The 14,948-nt window shown below is 71.1% G+C and carries 14 protein-coding genes and 2 tRNA genes; 8 read left to right on the forward strand and 8 right to left on the reverse strand.

Annotated elements, in window-relative coordinates:
* Nucleotides 1-13 precede the first annotated feature (13 nt).
* Genes ACIGCK_RS08130 through ACIGCK_RS08145 form a run of 4 tightly spaced genes read left to right on the forward strand, consistent with a single transcriptional unit; the run spans nt 14 to nt 3,576 of the window.
* Nucleotides 14-946 carry an ACP S-malonyltransferase gene (locus ACIGCK_RS08130; protein ID WP_396665219.1) on the forward strand — a complete coding sequence of 311 codons (933 nt, stop codon included), beginning with the start codon at nt 14-16 and terminating at the stop codon, nt 944-946.
* Complete coding sequence (locus ACIGCK_RS08135; protein WP_396665221.1) at nt 943-1,968, forward strand: beta-ketoacyl-ACP synthase III; 1,026 nt, start codon at nt 943-945, stop codon at nt 1,966-1,968. The genes ACIGCK_RS08130 and ACIGCK_RS08135 overlap by 4 nt, the downstream gene beginning before the upstream one ends.
* Nucleotides 1,969-2,028: 60 nt before the next feature.
* A complete protein-coding gene (locus ACIGCK_RS08140) occupies nt 2,029-2,277 on the forward strand; it encodes an acyl carrier protein (RefSeq protein WP_330171785.1) in 249 nt (82 codons plus the stop codon).
* Between the two features lie 60 nt (nt 2,278-2,337).
* Nucleotides 2,338-3,576, forward strand: a complete 1,239-nt coding sequence (locus tag ACIGCK_RS08145; RefSeq protein WP_396665222.1) for a beta-ketoacyl-[acyl-carrier-protein] synthase family protein — start codon at nt 2,338-2,340, stop codon at nt 3,574-3,576.
* A 39-nt stretch (nt 3,577-3,615) separates the two neighbouring features.
* Here the strand turns inward: ACIGCK_RS08145 and ACIGCK_RS08150 are convergent, their stop codons facing one another.
* Together ACIGCK_RS08150 and ACIGCK_RS08155 are read right to left on the reverse strand one after the other, a co-directional pair.
* Complete coding sequence (locus ACIGCK_RS08150) at nt 3,616-4,119, reverse strand: DUF3145 domain-containing protein (RefSeq protein WP_396665224.1); 504 nt, start codon at nt 4,117-4,119, stop codon at nt 3,616-3,618.
* Between the two features lie 195 nt (nt 4,120-4,314).
* Nucleotides 4,315-5,088, reverse strand: coding sequence for a hypothetical protein (locus ACIGCK_RS08155; protein ID WP_396665226.1), 774 nt, complete (start codon nt 5,086-5,088; stop codon nt 4,315-4,317).
* Nucleotides 5,089-5,344: 256 nt separating this feature from the next.
* On the opposite strand from ACIGCK_RS08155, the gene ACIGCK_RS08160 reads away from it, so the two are divergent.
* On the forward strand, nt 5,345-7,345 hold the full coding sequence (locus tag ACIGCK_RS08160) for a DUF262 domain-containing protein (RefSeq protein WP_330171781.1): 2,001 nt from the start codon (nt 5,345-5,347) through the stop codon (nt 7,343-7,345).
* 51 nt (nt 7,346-7,396) lie between these two features.
* Nucleotides 7,397-7,473 (forward strand) — tRNA-Ile (locus ACIGCK_RS08165).
* Nucleotides 7,474-7,539: 66 nt separating this feature from the next.
* On the opposite strand, the gene ACIGCK_RS08170 is transcribed toward ACIGCK_RS08165, so the two are convergent.
* Nucleotides 7,540-8,535 (reverse strand): DMT family transporter, encoded by a 996-nt coding sequence (locus tag ACIGCK_RS08170; RefSeq protein WP_330172001.1) that lies wholly within the window; start codon nt 8,533-8,535, stop codon nt 7,540-7,542.
* Between the two features lie 43 nt (nt 8,536-8,578).
* Here ACIGCK_RS08170 and def point away from each other — a divergent pair, with 43 nt between their 5' ends.
* Nucleotides 8,579-9,145, forward strand: coding sequence for a peptide deformylase (gene def, locus ACIGCK_RS08175; protein WP_330171780.1), 567 nt, complete (start codon nt 8,579-8,581; stop codon nt 9,143-9,145).
* A 37-nt stretch (nt 9,146-9,182) separates the two neighbouring features.
* On the forward strand, nt 9,183-9,512 hold the full coding sequence (locus ACIGCK_RS08180; protein WP_330171779.1) for a tryptophan synthase subunit alpha: 330 nt from the start codon (nt 9,183-9,185) through the stop codon (nt 9,510-9,512).
* Between the two features lie 101 nt (nt 9,513-9,613).
* Here the strand turns inward: ACIGCK_RS08180 and ACIGCK_RS08185 are convergent.
* The 5 genes from ACIGCK_RS08185 to dusB all read right to left on the reverse strand — a co-directional run bounded on the left by ACIGCK_RS08185 (nt 9,614) and on the right by dusB (nt 14,926).
* Nucleotides 9,614-9,686 (reverse strand) — tRNA-Asn (locus ACIGCK_RS08185).
* Between the two features lie 55 nt (nt 9,687-9,741).
* Entirely contained in the window at nt 9,742-10,527 is a 786-nt protein-coding gene (locus ACIGCK_RS08190; RefSeq protein WP_396665229.1) for an ATP-binding cassette domain-containing protein, read from the reverse strand.
* Between the two features lie 52 nt (nt 10,528-10,579).
* A complete protein-coding gene (gene dnaG, locus ACIGCK_RS08195) occupies nt 10,580-12,451 on the reverse strand; it encodes a DNA primase (RefSeq protein WP_330171777.1) in 1,872 nt (623 codons plus the stop codon).
* Nucleotides 12,451-13,827 (reverse strand): deoxyguanosinetriphosphate triphosphohydrolase, encoded by a 1,377-nt coding sequence (locus tag ACIGCK_RS08200; RefSeq protein ID WP_396665232.1) that lies wholly within the window; start codon nt 13,825-13,827, stop codon nt 12,451-12,453. The genes dnaG and ACIGCK_RS08200 overlap by 1 nt, the downstream gene beginning before the upstream one ends.
* Nucleotides 13,772-14,926 (reverse strand): tRNA dihydrouridine synthase DusB, encoded by a 1,155-nt coding sequence (gene dusB / locus ACIGCK_RS08205; protein ID WP_396665234.1) that lies wholly within the window; start codon nt 14,924-14,926, stop codon nt 13,772-13,774. The genes ACIGCK_RS08200 and dusB overlap by 56 nt, the downstream gene beginning before the upstream one ends.
* Nucleotides 14,927-14,948: the final 22 nt, after the last annotated feature.

The raw sequence follows: 14,948 nt of genomic DNA on the forward strand, positions 1-14,948 counted from the left end.
GCAGACTGGTCCAGTGATCGTCATCGCCTGCCCGGGACAGGGCTCACAGACCCCCGGTTTCCTCTCCCCCTGGCTCGACCTTCCCGGCGCGCGCGAGCACGTCGAGGCGTTCTCCGACGCCGCCGGTGTCGATCTCGTGGCCGCCGGCACCGAGTGGGATGCCGATGCGATCCGCGACACGAAGATCGCCCAGCCGCTCATCGTCGCCGCCGGCATCCTGACGTGGGGCGCGCTCAGCGACCGCCTCGGCGCCGAAGCGCCCGCCCGGCCGACCGGTGCCGCCGGTCACTCGGTCGGTGAGATCGCCGCCCTGGTCGTGGCCGGAGTGCTCGCCCCGCGTGACGCGATGACGCTCGTCGGAGTCCGCGGCCGCGCGATGGCGGATGCCGCCGCCCTCGAGCCCACCGGGATGAGCGCCGTCGTCGGGGGCGACGAGGACGAGGTCCTCGCCTTGCTCACGAGCCTCGGGCTCACGCCCGCCAACTACAACGGGTCGGGTCAGATCGTCGCCGCCGGTGCGCTCGCCGCCCTCGCAGAACTCGCGGCATCGGCACCCCGCGGCGCGCGCGTCGTGCCCCTGCAGGTCGCTGGCGCGTTCCACACCGCCTACATGGCGCCCGCCGTCTCGGCGCTGCGGACGGCCGCCGCCGCCGTCGAGCCCGCCGATCCCGCCATGACGCTGTGGTCGAACCGCGACGGCGCGCCCGTCACCACCGGCCGCGGTGCCCTCGATCTCCTCGTCGGGCAGGTCGCCTCGCCCGTGCGCTGGGACCTGTGCATGACGGGCTTCGCTGCCGCCGGCATCACCGGCATGATCGAACTCGCACCCGCGGGGACGCTGACCGGCCTGGCCAAGCGAGGACTGCGCGGCACCCCCGCCGTCGCGGTGAAGACACCCGAAGATCTCGAGCCCGCCGTGGCGATGCTCGCGGAGGAGACCGCGTGAGCGCACCCATCCTGACCCAGCCCACCGGCGCCGCCCACACGCGGATCTACTCCTACGGCGCAGCCCGCGGGGAGAACGTCGTGGACAACGAGGCGCTGATCGGCCCGATCGACTCGAGCGACGAGTGGATCCGTCAACGCACCGGCATCGTCACGCGCACACGCGCGGTGGCGGAGACCGACGCGATCGATCTCGCGTCCGCCGCCGCCGCGGAAGCGGTGGAGCGCGCCGGGATCCCCGCATCCGACGTGGACCTCGTCATCGTGGCGACGATCAGCAATCCGAAGCAGACACCCTCCGTCTCGGCGATCGTCGCCGACCGCGTGGGGGCGAACCCCGCCGCCGCGTACGACCTGAACGCCGCCTGCGCGGGATTCGCGTACGGCGTGGCGCAGGCCGACGCTCTCATCCGTGCCGGCGCCGCCCGGTACGCGATCGTCGTCGGCGCCGAGAAGCTCAGCGACATCGTCGACCCCGCCGACCGCAGCATCTCGTTCCTGCTGGGCGACGGTGCCGGCGCCGTGGTCGTGGGCCCGAGCGAGTTCCCCGGGATCGGGCCCACCGTGTGGGGATCCGACGGCTCCAAGGCGGATGCCGTGGGCATGAACCACACGCTCATCGAGTTCCGCGACGGGTCCGCGCCGTGGCCGACGCTGCGCCAGGAGGGCCCCACCGTCTTCCGCTGGGCCGTCTGGGAGATGGTCAAGGTCGCACGCCAGGCACTCGATGCCGCAGGCGTCACGGCGTCCGATCTGGCGGCGTTCGTGCCGCACCAGGCGAACATGCGCATCATCGACGAGTTCGCCAAGCAGCTCGGCCTCCCCGAGACGGTGGTCGTCGCGCGCGACATCGAGACGACCGGAAACACCTCCGCCGCGTCGATCCCGCTCGCCACCCATCGCCTGCTCGCCGAGCACCCCGACGTAGCAGGGGGGCTCGCGCTGCAGATCGGATTCGGAGCCGGGCTCGTCTTCGGCGCCCAGGTCGTGGTGCTCCCGGGTGCCGCCGCACCGGAGCACTAGGCTGATCTGCGGCTCCTGACACGCCACAACCCCACAGATTCCCCGAAAGAAGGAGAAACAATGGCCCTTTCCCAGGAAGAGGTCCTCGCGGGCCTCGCCGAGCTGATCACCGACGAGACCGGCATCTCGGCCGACGAGGTCGCCCTCGAGAAGTCGTTCACCGACGACCTCGACATCGACTCCATCTCCATGATGACGATCGTCGTCAACGCCGAGGAGAAGTTCGGCGTCACGATTCCCGACGACGAGGTCAAGAACCTCAAGACCGTCGGGGACGCCGTCACCTTCATCACGAGCAACCAGTCCTGAGTCGTCTCTCCCGGGGGCCCCGCCCCCGGGAGAACGCTTTTCCCCGTGAGGTTACGTGTCATGACCACCCCCCGCATCGTCGTCACCGGTATCGGCGCGAGCTCGCCCCTGGGCGGAACCGCACCCGAGAGCTGGAGCGGCCTGCTCGCCGGAGAGTCGGGCGCGCGCTCGCTCGAGCACGAGTGGGTCGCCAAGTATGAGCTTCCGGTGACCTTCGCCGCCGAGGCGAAGGTGCGCCCGGAGGAGGTCCTCGCACGCCCCATGGCCAAGCGGCTCGATCCGGCTTCGCAGTTCGCCATGGTCGCCGCCATGGAGGCGTGGGAGGATGCCGGCGCCCCCGACGTCGAGCCCGAGCGGCTGGGCGTCGACTTCGCCACCGGGATCGGCGGCGTGTGGACGCTCCTCGACGCGTGGGACACGCTTCGCGAGAAGGGACCCCGGCGCGTCATGCCGATGACGGTCCCGATGCTCATGCCGAACGCCGCCGCCGGTAATCTCTCGCTCCACTTCGGTGCGCGCGCCTTCGCCCGCACCGTCGCCAGCGCCTGCGCCTCGAGCACCGAATCGATCGTCAACGCGGTCGAGCACCTGCAGGACGGCCTCGCCGACATCGTCATCGCGGGCGGCACGGAATCGGCCATCCACCCCATCACCGTCGCGTCCTTCGCGTCGATGCAGGCCCTCTCCCGTCGCAACGACGACCCCGCGACGGCATCGCGACCGTGCAGCGTCGACCGCGACGGCTTCGTCATGGGCGAGGGCGCCGGAGCCCTGATCCTCGAGACCGAGGAGCACGCCAAGGCGCGCGGCGCGAAGATCTACGCCTACGTCGTCGGCGGCGGCGTCACGGCGGATTCCTACCACATCACGGCGAACGACCCCGAGGGGCAGGGAGCGGCCCGCGCGGTGCGGCTCGCCCTCGACATGGCGGGCGCGTCGCCCGAAGACGTCACGCACATCAACGCTCACGCGACGTCCACACCCGTGGGCGACCCCAACGAATACCAGGCCCTCAGGGCCGTCTTCGGCGCCCGCATCGACGAGATCCCGGTGTCGGCGACGAAGGCCTCGACCGGACACCTCCTGGGCGGCACGGGTGCGCTCGAGGCGATCTTCACGATTCTCGCCATCGGGCAGCGCCAGGCGCCGCCGACGATCAACCTGACCACGCAGGACCCCGAGGTGCCGTTCCGCATCTCCGGATCCCCGCAGGATCTCGGTGCGGGCGATCAGCTGGCGATCAGCAACTCGTTCGGCTTCGGCGGACACAACGCCGTCGTGGCGTTCGCGACCGCCTGAGGCGGGGCCGCCTGTTCGCGGGGATGCCCTCGGGTGCGCTCAGCCGACCTTGTGGAGCCACACGACGGGCGCGTCGTCGCTCGCGTGGCGGAAGGGCTCGAGTTCCTCGTCCCAGGAGGAGCCGAGGGCGACTTGCAGCTCCCGCTGGAGCTCCCGGGCATCCCCCGCCGCGATCTCCATGGCGTAGCGCAACCGATCCTCGCCGATGACGACGTTGCCGGCCGAGTCGGTCTGGGCGAAGTGGATGCCGAGGTCGGGCGTGTGCAGCCAGCGCCCGCCGTCGGAGCGCGGCGTGGGGTCTTCCGTCACCTCGAAGCGCAGGTGCTCCCACCCGCGGATCGCGCTGGCCAGGGCCGCGCCCGTCCCGGCGGCGGCCTCCCAGTAGAACTCGGCACGACGGGACCCGGGCAGTACCGGCTGTTCCGCCCACTCGAAATTCACGGCTCGTCCGAGGGCACGGCCGATCGCCCACTCGAGGTGCGGGCACAACGCGCGTGGCGCCGAGTGAATGAAGATCACTCCGCGCGCCGATGATGTCGCCATTTCCACTTCCGTTTCTTCAGGTGCGTCTTCCCCTACGACCTGCGGATGTGGATCAGCGACGGATATGCGTTTGTGCCGCCATTATGCCCCGCGCGGGCGCGTGATCACAACACCACGCCGACAGCGCAACGCCCCCCGGCGCAACAGGCCCCTCTCGGGGAACCCGTCGCACCGGGAGCGTTCGAAGCGGCCGGTTCAGGCTTCGCTCATCGCGACCTTCTCGGCCTGTCCCTTCGCGGCGTAGTACGCGGCGCGGGCGGCGAGGCGGCGGGCCTGCTCGGCCTGACCTGCGTCGAGCTCGTCCTGCGGCACCTCGACGCTCGGCACGTGCGAGCGGCCGTTGTACTTCTCGATGTAAGCGTCGAGCTCGGGGCCGGACGTCCACGACGTGATGAGGCAGTAGCGGGGCTCGGCGCCGGGGTGGGTGGCCGCGTGCCACAGGCGCTGCGTGTCGACGATCAGCTGCGCGCCGGCCGGCAGTGCGATGCGCACCTCGCCCTCGGGGTCGGTGCGGTTGTGGCGCAGCACGAAGTAACTGTCCTTGTCGTCGGTGAGGTTGAAGAAGCCTCGGACGACCCAGCCCGTGCCGTCGGGGTTGAGGCGGTTGTTGTCGTCCTGGTGCAGGTTGTAGAGGCAGTCGGCGTAGGTGTTGGGCTGCAGCTCGATCACGCGGCAGCGGCCGACGTTGGCACCCGGCTCCTGGGCGCGGCGGGTGAGGTTCGGAGCCTTGGCGACCTGCGAGTCGATCCAGACGCCGTCCTTGTCGGTGCGCGGCGGCTTGTGGTTCCAGAACCCGTTGCACTCGATGTCGCCGAAGGCGCTCGCGAGGGGCGCGAAACGCGTGTCCCCGGAGGACTTCCAATCGTTGTACTCGAGATCGAGCCATTCTTTGGGGTCGAGTTCCTGGTTGTAGGAGTCGAGCACCACATAGCCGGTCTCTTCGAGGGCGGCGGATTTGATGTAACCCATGAGGTGACATGCCTTTCGTCAGAGGGCCAGCACGTTTTAACAGGCCCAACTTAGGCAAGCCTACCTCCGGCGCCTGAACGACCCCCGGAGCCCGGGCCGTGAATATCCGCTGCCGCGTCCGCGGATCGCCGTCGATTAAGATCGAGCGCGGTGTGCCCGGATGCCGGGGGCCTGGGTCCTCCGCGCAGCCGAGATGCGCGGGCCCGCGTCCGCGTCCGCCCGGGTCGGGTGCGCCGCGAGGAGCGAGCGAGGACACATGGCATCGGCGACGAACATCCACGCGACGGCGGTCAACACCGTGGCGTGGCTCCAGCAGACTCCCGCCCGCATCGTCGTCCCCGTCTACCAGCGCCAGTACCGCTGGGACATCGGCGGCTGCGAGCAGCTTCTCTCCGACATCCGCGCGGTGTCCGACACCGATGAGCGGCACATGCACTTCATCGGGTCGGTCCTCTCCTCGACGGACGGCACCGACGCGGCATCCGACCTCGTTCTGATCGACGGGCAGCAGCGCGTGACGACGCTCATGCTCCTCGTTGCCGCGCTGCGTCACACGATCGGCGACGACGACCCGGCCCTCGCGGGGGAGCTCGAGCGCGTGCTGATGCACGCCGGCGATCGCGGGCGCACCAAGCTGCAGCCCCATCGCGCGTGGCAGGAGGCTTTCGAGACGCTCGTGCTCGCACGCGAGCAGGGAGACGGCGGAGCGTCGCGCTTCGCCGACAACTACGCCTTCTTCCGCAGTCAGATCAACGCCGAAGAGGTGCCGCGCATCTGGCAGGGGCTGCGCAAGCTCGAGCACGTCGCCATCACCCTCGGCGCCGCCGCGAATGCGCAGCAGATCTTCGCGAGCCTGAACTCCACCGGAGAGCCGCTGCGCGATCACGAGCTGATCCACAACTACGTGCTGATGGGACTCTCCCATGCCGAGCAGAGCGAGATCGAGGACGGCTCGTGGCTGGAGATCGAGCGCAACACGGGCGAGTCGATCGGCGCTTTCTGGCGGGACTATCTCGTCATGAAGACGGGCCGGGAGTTCAGCGTCCCCGGCGAGCACAGCGTCTACGACGCGTTCCGGCAGGTGTTCCCGCGGCTCGACGTCGTCACGCTCCGGGGCGTGGTGGGCGAGTGGCAGCAGTACTCCCGGATGTACGGGATGCTGCTGCAGCCCGAGAGGGCGAAGGATGCCGAGGTGGGCCGCCACCTCGCGGCGCTCGCGACTCTCGGCCCGGCCATGCGGCCGCTGGTGATGAGCGCGCTGCACGACGAGGACGCGGGGGTGACGTCGCGGCAGGCGCTGCTCTCCACGCTCGAGCTCGTGCAGTCTCTGCTGATCCGCCGGGCGGTGGTCGGCCTGGACTCCCGGCGGCTCGTCGCACGCCTGTGCCGCGCACGCGCGGAGGGCGAGGCCTCGCTGCGCCGCGCCGCCTCGCGCATCACGCCGTCCGACCAGCGTGTGCGGGTCGCCCTGAAGTTCACCGACCTGCCCCACGCGGCCTATGTCTTGGCGCGGATGGCCGGCACTGCGGCCGGAGCGAGCCTGCAGGTCGATCACATCGTGCCGCTCTCCCCCGGCGACGGCTGGAGCGGGGACGGGCAGCGTCGCTGGGCCGACTACACGGAGGACGAGCAGAACAGCCACCGGGCGCTCGCATCGACGCTCGGCAACCTCACGCTCCTCGAGGAGGACCTCGCGGAGCGGGCCTTCGACGCGTCCTTCCCGGAGAAGAGGAAGATCTACGCCCGCAGCGGCGTGCCCCTCACGATCGACGTGGCGCGCGAGGAGGCGTGGGGCACCGCCGCCATCTCGCAGCGGGCGGCGGCGCTCGCGGCGCGGTTCGTCGAGGTGTGGCCGCGACCCACCGACGCCGCCATCGACGACGACGACCTCACCCCGATCCTCGACGCCCAGCGACGCCGCGGATGGCCGCGCGGATGGCAGCGCGAGTTCGAGTACACGGAGTACTGCGGCGAGCACTGGGAGGTGTACGACGTCCGTGCCCTCTTCCACCGCGTCTTCACGCGCCTGTGGGCCGACGCGCGGGAGGACGTGCTGAACTACACGCAGCGCCGGGGAGGCCCGGTGTATCCGGCTCAGGCCTGGAACGGGGAGTGGGAGGCGCTGGATGACGATCACCACCTCTACCTCGGGTGGGATTCGACGTACATGCTCACCGCCGTGCAGGGTGTGCTCGAGGAGGCGGGGCTCGAGCCGGAGGTCTTCGTGAAGTACTCCTACATCGGCATGGCGATGTGATCGTGCCGCCGACGCCCTCCCCTCGCGCCGGGTAGGCTCGGTGTCGCGAACGGGGCGGTGGCCAAGCTGGTCAAGGCAGCGGGCTCATAACCCGACGATCGTGGGTTCAAGTCCCACCCGCCCCACCACGGGAGGCGGGCCGCCGGAGAGCGGCCCGCCTCCTTCTCGCATCCGGCCGAGCGGGTCTCCCGGTGCTAGCCGGGCAGGTCCCGGTCGACGGCGTCCGAGGCGCCGCCGCGCAGCAGCGGGAGCTCCTGCGAGTCGCTGACGATCTGCGGGTGGAATCGCGCCAGGGAGATGACCCCCCACGTCGCGACGGCACCAGCGACCCCGAAGCCGATGAGCGCCCACAGGGGTGCCGCGGCTCCCTCGCCGAGCACGAGAAGACCGATCAGCACGGCGACCATGGGGTCGATCACGGTGAGCCCGGCGATGACGAGGTCGGGCGGACCCGCGGAATACGCGGTCTGCACGAAGTACGCGCCGATGGCGGTGGCGCCAAGAAGGGCGATCAGGCACAGGAGCGTGAGCCACTCGAAGTCACCCGCCTGCACACGCTTGATGACGACCTTGGCCAGCGTCGCGACGAAGCCGTAGACCACGCCCGCCGCGAGGATGTAGAAGAGGGCACGCATCCGGCGCCGCAGCCACAGCCACAGCACCAGGAGCATGAGCGTCACGGCTCCGAGGATGACGAGCACCGTGACCAGCTCGCTCTGCGAGAGGGTTCGCTCCGTGGCGAAGATCGCGGCGATGAGGACGAAGACGAAGATGCCCCCCACGCACGCGATGATCGCGGTGAGCGACCGGCGGGTGGGGGCGTGTCCGCTCACGCGCCAGTTGAGAAGGGTCGTGACGACGAGCGCGATCGCGCCGAGCGGCTGCACGACGATGAGCGGGGCGACGGAGAGCGCACCCAGCTGGCAGATGATCGCCATCCCGAGCATGAGGCTCCCGACCACCCAGGAGGGGCGGGTCAGCAGGCGCCGCAGCTGCTGCATCGTCAGACCCGATGCGCCTGGCCGGCCCGAGAGGCGCTCGACCTTCATCACGCCGCGGTGCTGGTACTGCGCGCCGAAGGACATGAAGACCGCTCCGGCGAGGGCGAGCGGGATGCCGAGCAGCAGGCCCGGGTTCTGGAAAGCGCCGACGAGCTGCTCTCCGACGTCCTCGACCGACCCCGCCCACATCACGGAACGAGGTTACCTGGCGGGCGGCGGTTAGGCTTCTGACGTGGCCGTACTCCCGATCCGGATCATGGGCGACCCCGTCCTGCACTCCCCCGCTTCCCCCGTCACGACCGTCGACGACGACATCCGCCGGCTCGTCGACGACATGTTCGACACGATGGATGCCGCGCCCGGCGTCGGGCTCGCCGCGCCCCAGGTCGGCGTCGACGCCCGCGTCTTCGTCTACAGCTACGAGGACGACGAGGGCGCGCCCTGGCGCGGCGTGGTGATCAACCCCGTCCTGTGGATCTCTCCCCTTGAGCCGGGAGCCCCGGACCCGGACGCGGAGAGCGAGGGGTGCCTGTCGTTCCCCGGCGAGCGATACCCGCTGCGGCGCGCGGACCGGGCCCTGCTTCTCGGCGAGGACCTCGAGGGCCGTGCCGTGCGCATCGAGGTCGACGGCTGGCGGGCGCGGATCCTCCAGCACGAGTTCGACCACCTCGACGGCGTGCTCTACGTCGACCGCCTCGGCGACTCCGACGGGAAGTCCGCGCAGAAGATCGCCCGCAAACGGGGTTGGGGGCGTCCGGGCAACTCGTGGATGCCGGGGATCGACGACCTGGACGCGTGACGGTGCGACCGTGTGGATCGCGACGTAGGATTTTCTGATGACCGAGATCCGGATCGAGCGACGCGCCAGCCTCGAGCTGCTGCGCGCCGAGGCATCCGAGGAGCTCAGTGTCGTGATCGAGGAGCGCCTGCGCCAAGGCCAGGATCCGTGGGCCTTCATGGAGGAGATCCCGACCGTCGACGAGCTGGTCGTCCACACGCTGAGGGCCGACGCGATCATCGCCGACGGGGGACGGATGCCCTCCCACGTGCGCCACTACCGCGTGCTGCGCCAGATCGCGATCGAGCACCCCGCTCTCACCCGTACGGTGTGGCGGATGATCGGCGACGACCCGCTCGCCCAGCAGGGACGCCGCGCCGCGGGTTGAGACGGCGCGCAGCAGTCCCAGGGCGCGGTATCGCACGGGGAGAATCCGGTACGACGTGCGGCGTACTCGCCGCAGGGGCCGCGAACCACCGGAGAAGAAAGCTCCCCCACTTGGACTCGAACCAAGAACCTATCGGTTAACAGCCGATTGCTCTGCCAATTGAGCTATGGAGGATCATGCCCGGATCGCTCCGGGCAACCCGACTAGTTTAGCAAAGACCGGGGACACCTCACGACACGGTCACGGCCTCCGCATCGGTGAGGGGCGACCACTTCACCGCCGTGTGCAGTCCGCGGGCGATCGTGTGCCCGTGCCGCAGCACGAGGACCTCGGCATCCAGCGCCGCAGCGGTCTCCGGCTCATTCGTCGCGACGAGGCAGGCCATGCCGGCACCGCGGCGGCGGCGCTCGATCGCCCCGAGCACGGCGGATCGCGCGTCGAGGTCGAGGTTGGCGAGCGGCTCGTCGGCCACGAGGATCCGGGGGTCGAGCACGAGCGCGCGGGCGATCGCCACGCGCTGCCGCATGCCGGCGCTCAGTTCGTACGGGAAGCGATCCGCGGCGCCCAGCGGCAGCCGCAGCTCGTCGAGAAGGGTCGCGACCCGCAGATCCAGCACCCGCGGCGCCACCCGCTTGTCGCGGCTCACGAGCGGATCCACGATGATGTCGCGGGCGCTCAGGCGCGGCGGCAGCGAGGCTCCGGCCCCCTGCGGGAGGTATCCCGTGTAGTAGGTCAGCTGACGCAGCGCCCGCCCCGGCCGACGCACGGAAATGCCGGTCACCCAGGCGTCGCCGCCCACGATCTTCAGCCCCGGACCGCCCCGGCCCGCGACGGCGGCGAGCAGGCTCGACTTGCCCGAACCGGTCGCGCCGCGCACCACGAGCGATGCGCCGGGCTCCAGCGCGAAGCTGACACCGTCGACGGCGCGACCCCCGCCCGGGCGCGAACCGTCGGTGTGGTCGATGGACAGATCATCGGCGAGGACCGCCATCGGAGTCTCGCGGCGACGAACCATACTCTTCATCATGCCCTCCCGCGGGGGGACGTGCCACTCCCGGCGAGCGGTGTCACTCCTCGACGGCCCAGGCGTGGCGCTCGGCGTCGACGTCGCGCAGCCGCACGCGCAGAGTACGGCCCTCGGGCGAATCGGCGGGGACCCGCTGCACGGCGCCCAGCAGCTCGGCCTTCTGCCGGTCGAACTCCCGCAGCACGAGGCGGCGCGCCAACGACACCGCGGACGCGTGGGCTCCTCTCTCGTCCATCGCGGGGAAGGGCTGCGCGAGGAGATCGGCCGCCAGTGCCCGGTAGGGCTCCCGCACGGCGTCGACCGCCGTCGGCGCCCAGCCGGGTCGAGCCGGATCGGCATCCCGCAGCACCTCGCGGATGGCGTCGAGGGCCGGATGCCGCATCGCGATCCCGAGCGCACGGGCCCGCAGCTCCTCGGGGACCGAGTGGCCGTACTGCAGCAGCGCCATGATCGCGTCGCGCTCGAGTGCGACATCGGGGTGGTTCGGGAGCGTGCGCAGCCGAACCGCGGGCGGCGCGGTATTTCCCTCCGCTCCGCCGGATGCCCCCCCGACCCGGCGGGGAGGCTCGGACCGGGACGACCCGCGCCCCTCCCCCCGCGCCGCGCGCTCGACCGCCGGACGCACCTCGGAGAGGTCCATCCCCAGCCTGCGGGCCAGGACGCGGGTGTAGCCGGGTCGCAGTGACGGGTCGCGGATCTCGGCGACGATGGGCGCCGCGGCGCGGAGCGCGCCGACCCGTCCCTCCACCGAGGACAGGTCGAACTTGGCGATCCGCTGGTCGATGACGAACTCGAACATCGGCTGCTTTCCGCTCAGGAGCGCGCGCACGGCGCCGTCCCCCTTCGCCAGGCGGAGGTCGCACGGATCCAGCCCGTCGGGGGCGACGGCCACGTAGGTCTGGGCCGAGAACCGCTTCTCCTCCGCGAAGGCGCGCAGCGCCGCCTTCTGGCCCGCGGCATCCGGGTCGAAGGTGAAGATCACCTCACCCGAGGCCGAGTCGTCCCCCATCACGCGCCGCAGCACCGAGATGTGGTCGGTGCCGAAGGCGGTGCCGCACGTCGCGATCGCCGTCGTGACACCCGCGAGGTGGCAGGCCATCACGTCGGTGTACCCCTCCACGACGACGACGCGGTCTTCGCGCGAGACGTCCCGCTTGGCCAGATCGAGACCGTAGAGGACCTGCGCCTTGCGGTAGATCGGGGTCTCGGGGGTGTTCAGGTACTTGGGGCCGTTGTCGTCGTCGTAGAGGCGCCGCGCGCCGAAGCCGATCGTCTGCCCCGTGACGTCGCGGATGGGCCACACCACGCGGCCCCGGAACCTGTCGTACACCCCGCGCTGCCCCTGCGAGACGAGCCCCGCGGATGTGAGCTCCTCGCGGGTGAATCCCTGCGCGCCCAGCGCTTTGGTCAGCCCCTCCCACCCCCGCGGGGCGTAGCCCACGCCGAAGTGCGCCGCGGCGGCGGCATCGAAGCCGCGCTCGCCGAGGAAGCGGCGCCCCGCCTCGGCCTCTGGCGATGTCAGCTGCCCCTGGAAGTACGCCGCCGCGGCCGCGTTCGCCTCGTAGAGGCGGCTACGCCCGCTCGATGCCGGTGAGGGACCGCCGCCCTCCTCGTAGTGCAGCGTGAAGCCGATCCGCGCGGCCAGGCGCTCGACGGCCTCGGCGAAGGACATGTGATCCATCTTGCGGAGGAACGTGTACGCGTCGCCCGACTCCCCGCACCCGAAGCAGTGGTAGTAGCCCAGCTGCGGGCGGACGTGGAAGCTCGGGCTGCGCTCGTCGTGGAAGGGGCACAGGCCCTTGAGCGATCCGACTCCCGCCGGCTTGAGTGCGACGCGCTCGCCGACGATGTCGGCGATGTTCGTGCGGGCCTTGACCTCCTCGACGTCGGCCTGCCGGATGAGCCCGGCCATCACCGGGCCTCGACGGATACCGGTTCGTAGGCCCTCGGCGTCCAGATGCCGAGGGCCGCCACATCGAGATCGCCCACGAGACGAATGTGCCACGCGATCGCGTCCTGGTCGGTCAGGCTCGCGACCTGGTCGAGCACCACACGGCGACGCGCCGCGTCGTCCGTCGCGGCGTCGAAGTCCTGCCGGAAGACCGGAGCGAGATGACCCGGCCCCGCCTCCCACACGGCGCTCGCGAGCCGCTTGAGCATGCGGCGCTGCTCCTTGTAGAGCTCCTTGCGGCCCTCGATCGACACGACGAAGGCACCGACCATCCCCTTGAGCGCCGCGACCTCGGCCTCGACGACGCGCGGGACGACGACATGGGCGCCGTATCTGGTCAGCGACCGGGACGGATACGCCTCGCGGGTGGCCGTCGTGGCGGCGCGCGCAAAGCGGCCGATGAGGTCGCTGGTGAGGTTCTTCAGCCTCGCGAGGTCGGCCCGCGAGCCGTCGAACGACGGGATCCACTCGCCCATGCGGGTGAGCCGGTACAGCGCGTCATCCAGCTCGTCGCGCGCGAAGTCGTAGCCCACCCACGTCTGGATCGCGGTGACCAGCGCGTCGTGCTCGGCGACCGACGACAGCCGCCGGGGATCGAGGTATCCGTTCGTGACGGCGTCCTCGAAGTCGTGGACCGAGTAGGCGATGTCGTCGGAGAGGTCCATCACCTCGGCCTCGAGGCAGCGCACCCGCCCCGGGGCGCCCTGCCGCATCCAGGCGAACACCTCTGCGTCGTCGGCGTAGACGCCGTACTTCAGGCGCCCGCCGGGATCGGGCATGGGACGATCCGACGTCCAGGGGTACTTGCACGAGGCATCCAGGCTCGCGCGCGTGAGGTTGAGCCCGAACGTCTCGCCGTCCGATCCCACGACCTTGGGCTCGAGACGGGTGAGGATGCGCAGAGTCTGCGCGTTGCCCTCGAATCCGCCGATTCCCTCGGCCCAGTCGTTCAGCGCCCGCTCGCCGTTGTGGCCGAAGGGGGGATGCCCGAGGTCGTGGCTGAGGCATGCCGTGTCGACGACGTCGGCGGCGAGGCTCAGCTGCGTGGCGAGCTCGCGTCCGACCTGGGCGACCTCGAGGGAGTGCGTGAGGCGGTTGCGCGCGAAATCCGCCGGGCTCGCGGGGCTCAGCACCTGCGTCTTCGCGGCGAGCCGGCGAAGCGCCGCCGAGTGCAGCACGCGGGCGCGGTCGCGCGCGAAGTCGTCCCTCTCCGAACGGTGGCGCTCCGGATGGAAACGCTGCACGTCGTCCGCACCGTAGCCCGCGGCGGTCACCGCGGCCTCACCCACCGCTGTGATCCAGTTCGGCGGCCGCGAGATCGCCCGACGAGGTCGCATCCAGCTCCCGGTGCTCGAGCCAGCCCTCCGGCAGCGCGGGGCGCTTGGGGGTGCCGGCGCGGCCCCGCTGCCCCTCGGCCGCGGCCCCCGGGTAGGGTGCGTCGTGATCGAGCTGGGCCAGCAGCGCGTCGATCTCGGCGAGCGAGGATGCCGTCGCGAGACTCGCCCGCACGTCGCCGCCGACGGGGTATCCCTTGAAGTACCAGGCCACGTGCTTGCGGATGTCCCGGCATCCGCGACCCTCGTCATCGAAGAACTCCACGAGCAGCTCGGCGTGGCGCCGGAAGGCGGCCGCGACGAAACCGAGGGTCGGGTCGACGCGGGAGGCGTCGGCGCCGAATGCCGCGGCCAGCTCGCCGAACAGCCAGGGCCGCCCGAGGCATCCGCGTCCCACGACGACCCCGTCGCATCCCGTCTCCGACATCATGCGGACGGCGTCGTCGGCCGACCAGATGTCGCCGTTTCCCAGCACCGGCACCGACGTGACCGTCTCCTTCAAGCGCGCTATCGCGCTCCAGTCGGCCGTCCCGGAGTAGAACTGCGCGGCGGTGCGCGCGTGCAGCGCCACGGCCGCAGCGCCCGCGTCCTCCGCCGCACGCCCCGCCTCGAGGTACGTCAGGTGGTCGTCGTCGATGCCCTTGCGCATCTTGACGGTGAGCGGCAGGTCGCCGGCGGCGCTCGCCGCCCGCCGCACGATCTCGGTGAACAGGCCGAGCTTCCAGGGCAGGGCGGAGCCTCCGCCCTTGCGGGTGACCTTCGGCACGGGGCAGCCGAAATTCAGGTCGACGTGATCGGCCAGGTCCTCCGCGACGACGATCCGCACCGCCTCGGCGACCGTCGCGGGGTCCACGCCGTAGAGCTGGATCGAGCGAGGCGTCTCCGACTCGTGGTGCGTGACCAGGCGCATCGTCGTCTCGTTGCGTTCCACGAGCGCACGGGAGGTGATCATCTCGCTCACGTAGAGGCCGGCGCCGTACTCGCGGCAGAGACGACGGAACGCGGTGTTGGTGATGCCCGCCATCGGGGCGAGGACGACCGGGACCTGCAGGTCGAGCGGCCCGATGCGGAGCGCGGGGGCGAGAGCGGTCGGGGCAGGCACTCCCCCATTCTCCCAGACCCGA

It is taken from the genome of Microbacterium sp. NPDC078428, from assembly GCF_044542535.1.
Lineage (GTDB): Bacteria > Actinomycetota > Actinomycetes > Actinomycetales > Microbacteriaceae > Microbacterium > Microbacterium limosum.

Bases quoted from the DNA above. Each gene is read 5' to 3' on its own strand.
- dnaG (WP_330171777.1), bottom strand. From the start codon at position 12,451: ATGGCCGGGCTCATCCGGCAGGCCGACGTCGAGGAGGTCAAGGCCCGC.
- ACIGCK_RS08160 (WP_330171781.1), top strand. From the start codon at position 5,345: ATGGCATCGGCGACGAACATCCACGCGACGGCGGTCAACACCGTGGCG.
- ACIGCK_RS08180 (WP_330171779.1), top strand. From the start codon at position 9,183: ATGACCGAGATCCGGATCGAGCGACGCGCCAGCCTCGAGCTGCTGCGC.
- ACIGCK_RS08200 (WP_396665232.1), bottom strand. From the start codon at position 13,827: ATGCGACCTCGTCGGGCGATCTCGCGGCCGCCGAACTGGATCACAGCG.
- ACIGCK_RS08145 (WP_396665222.1), top strand. From the start codon at position 2,338: ATGACCACCCCCCGCATCGTCGTCACCGGTATCGGCGCGAGCTCGCCC.
- ACIGCK_RS08155 (WP_396665226.1), bottom strand. From the start codon at position 5,088: ATGGGTTACATCAAATCCGCCGCCCTCGAAGAGACCGGCTATGTGGTG.
- ACIGCK_RS08170 (WP_330172001.1), bottom strand. From the start codon at position 8,535: ATGTGGGCGGGGTCGGTCGAGGACGTCGGAGAGCAGCTCGTCGGCGCT.
- ACIGCK_RS08150 (WP_396665224.1), bottom strand. From the start codon at position 4,119: ATGGCGACATCATCGGCGCGCGGAGTGATCTTCATTCACTCGGCGCCA.
- ACIGCK_RS08140 (WP_330171785.1), top strand. From the start codon at position 2,029: ATGGCCCTTTCCCAGGAAGAGGTCCTCGCGGGCCTCGCCGAGCTGATC.
- ACIGCK_RS08190 (WP_396665229.1), bottom strand. From the start codon at position 10,527: ATGGTTCGTCGCCGCGAGACTCCGATGGCGGTCCTCGCCGATGATCTG.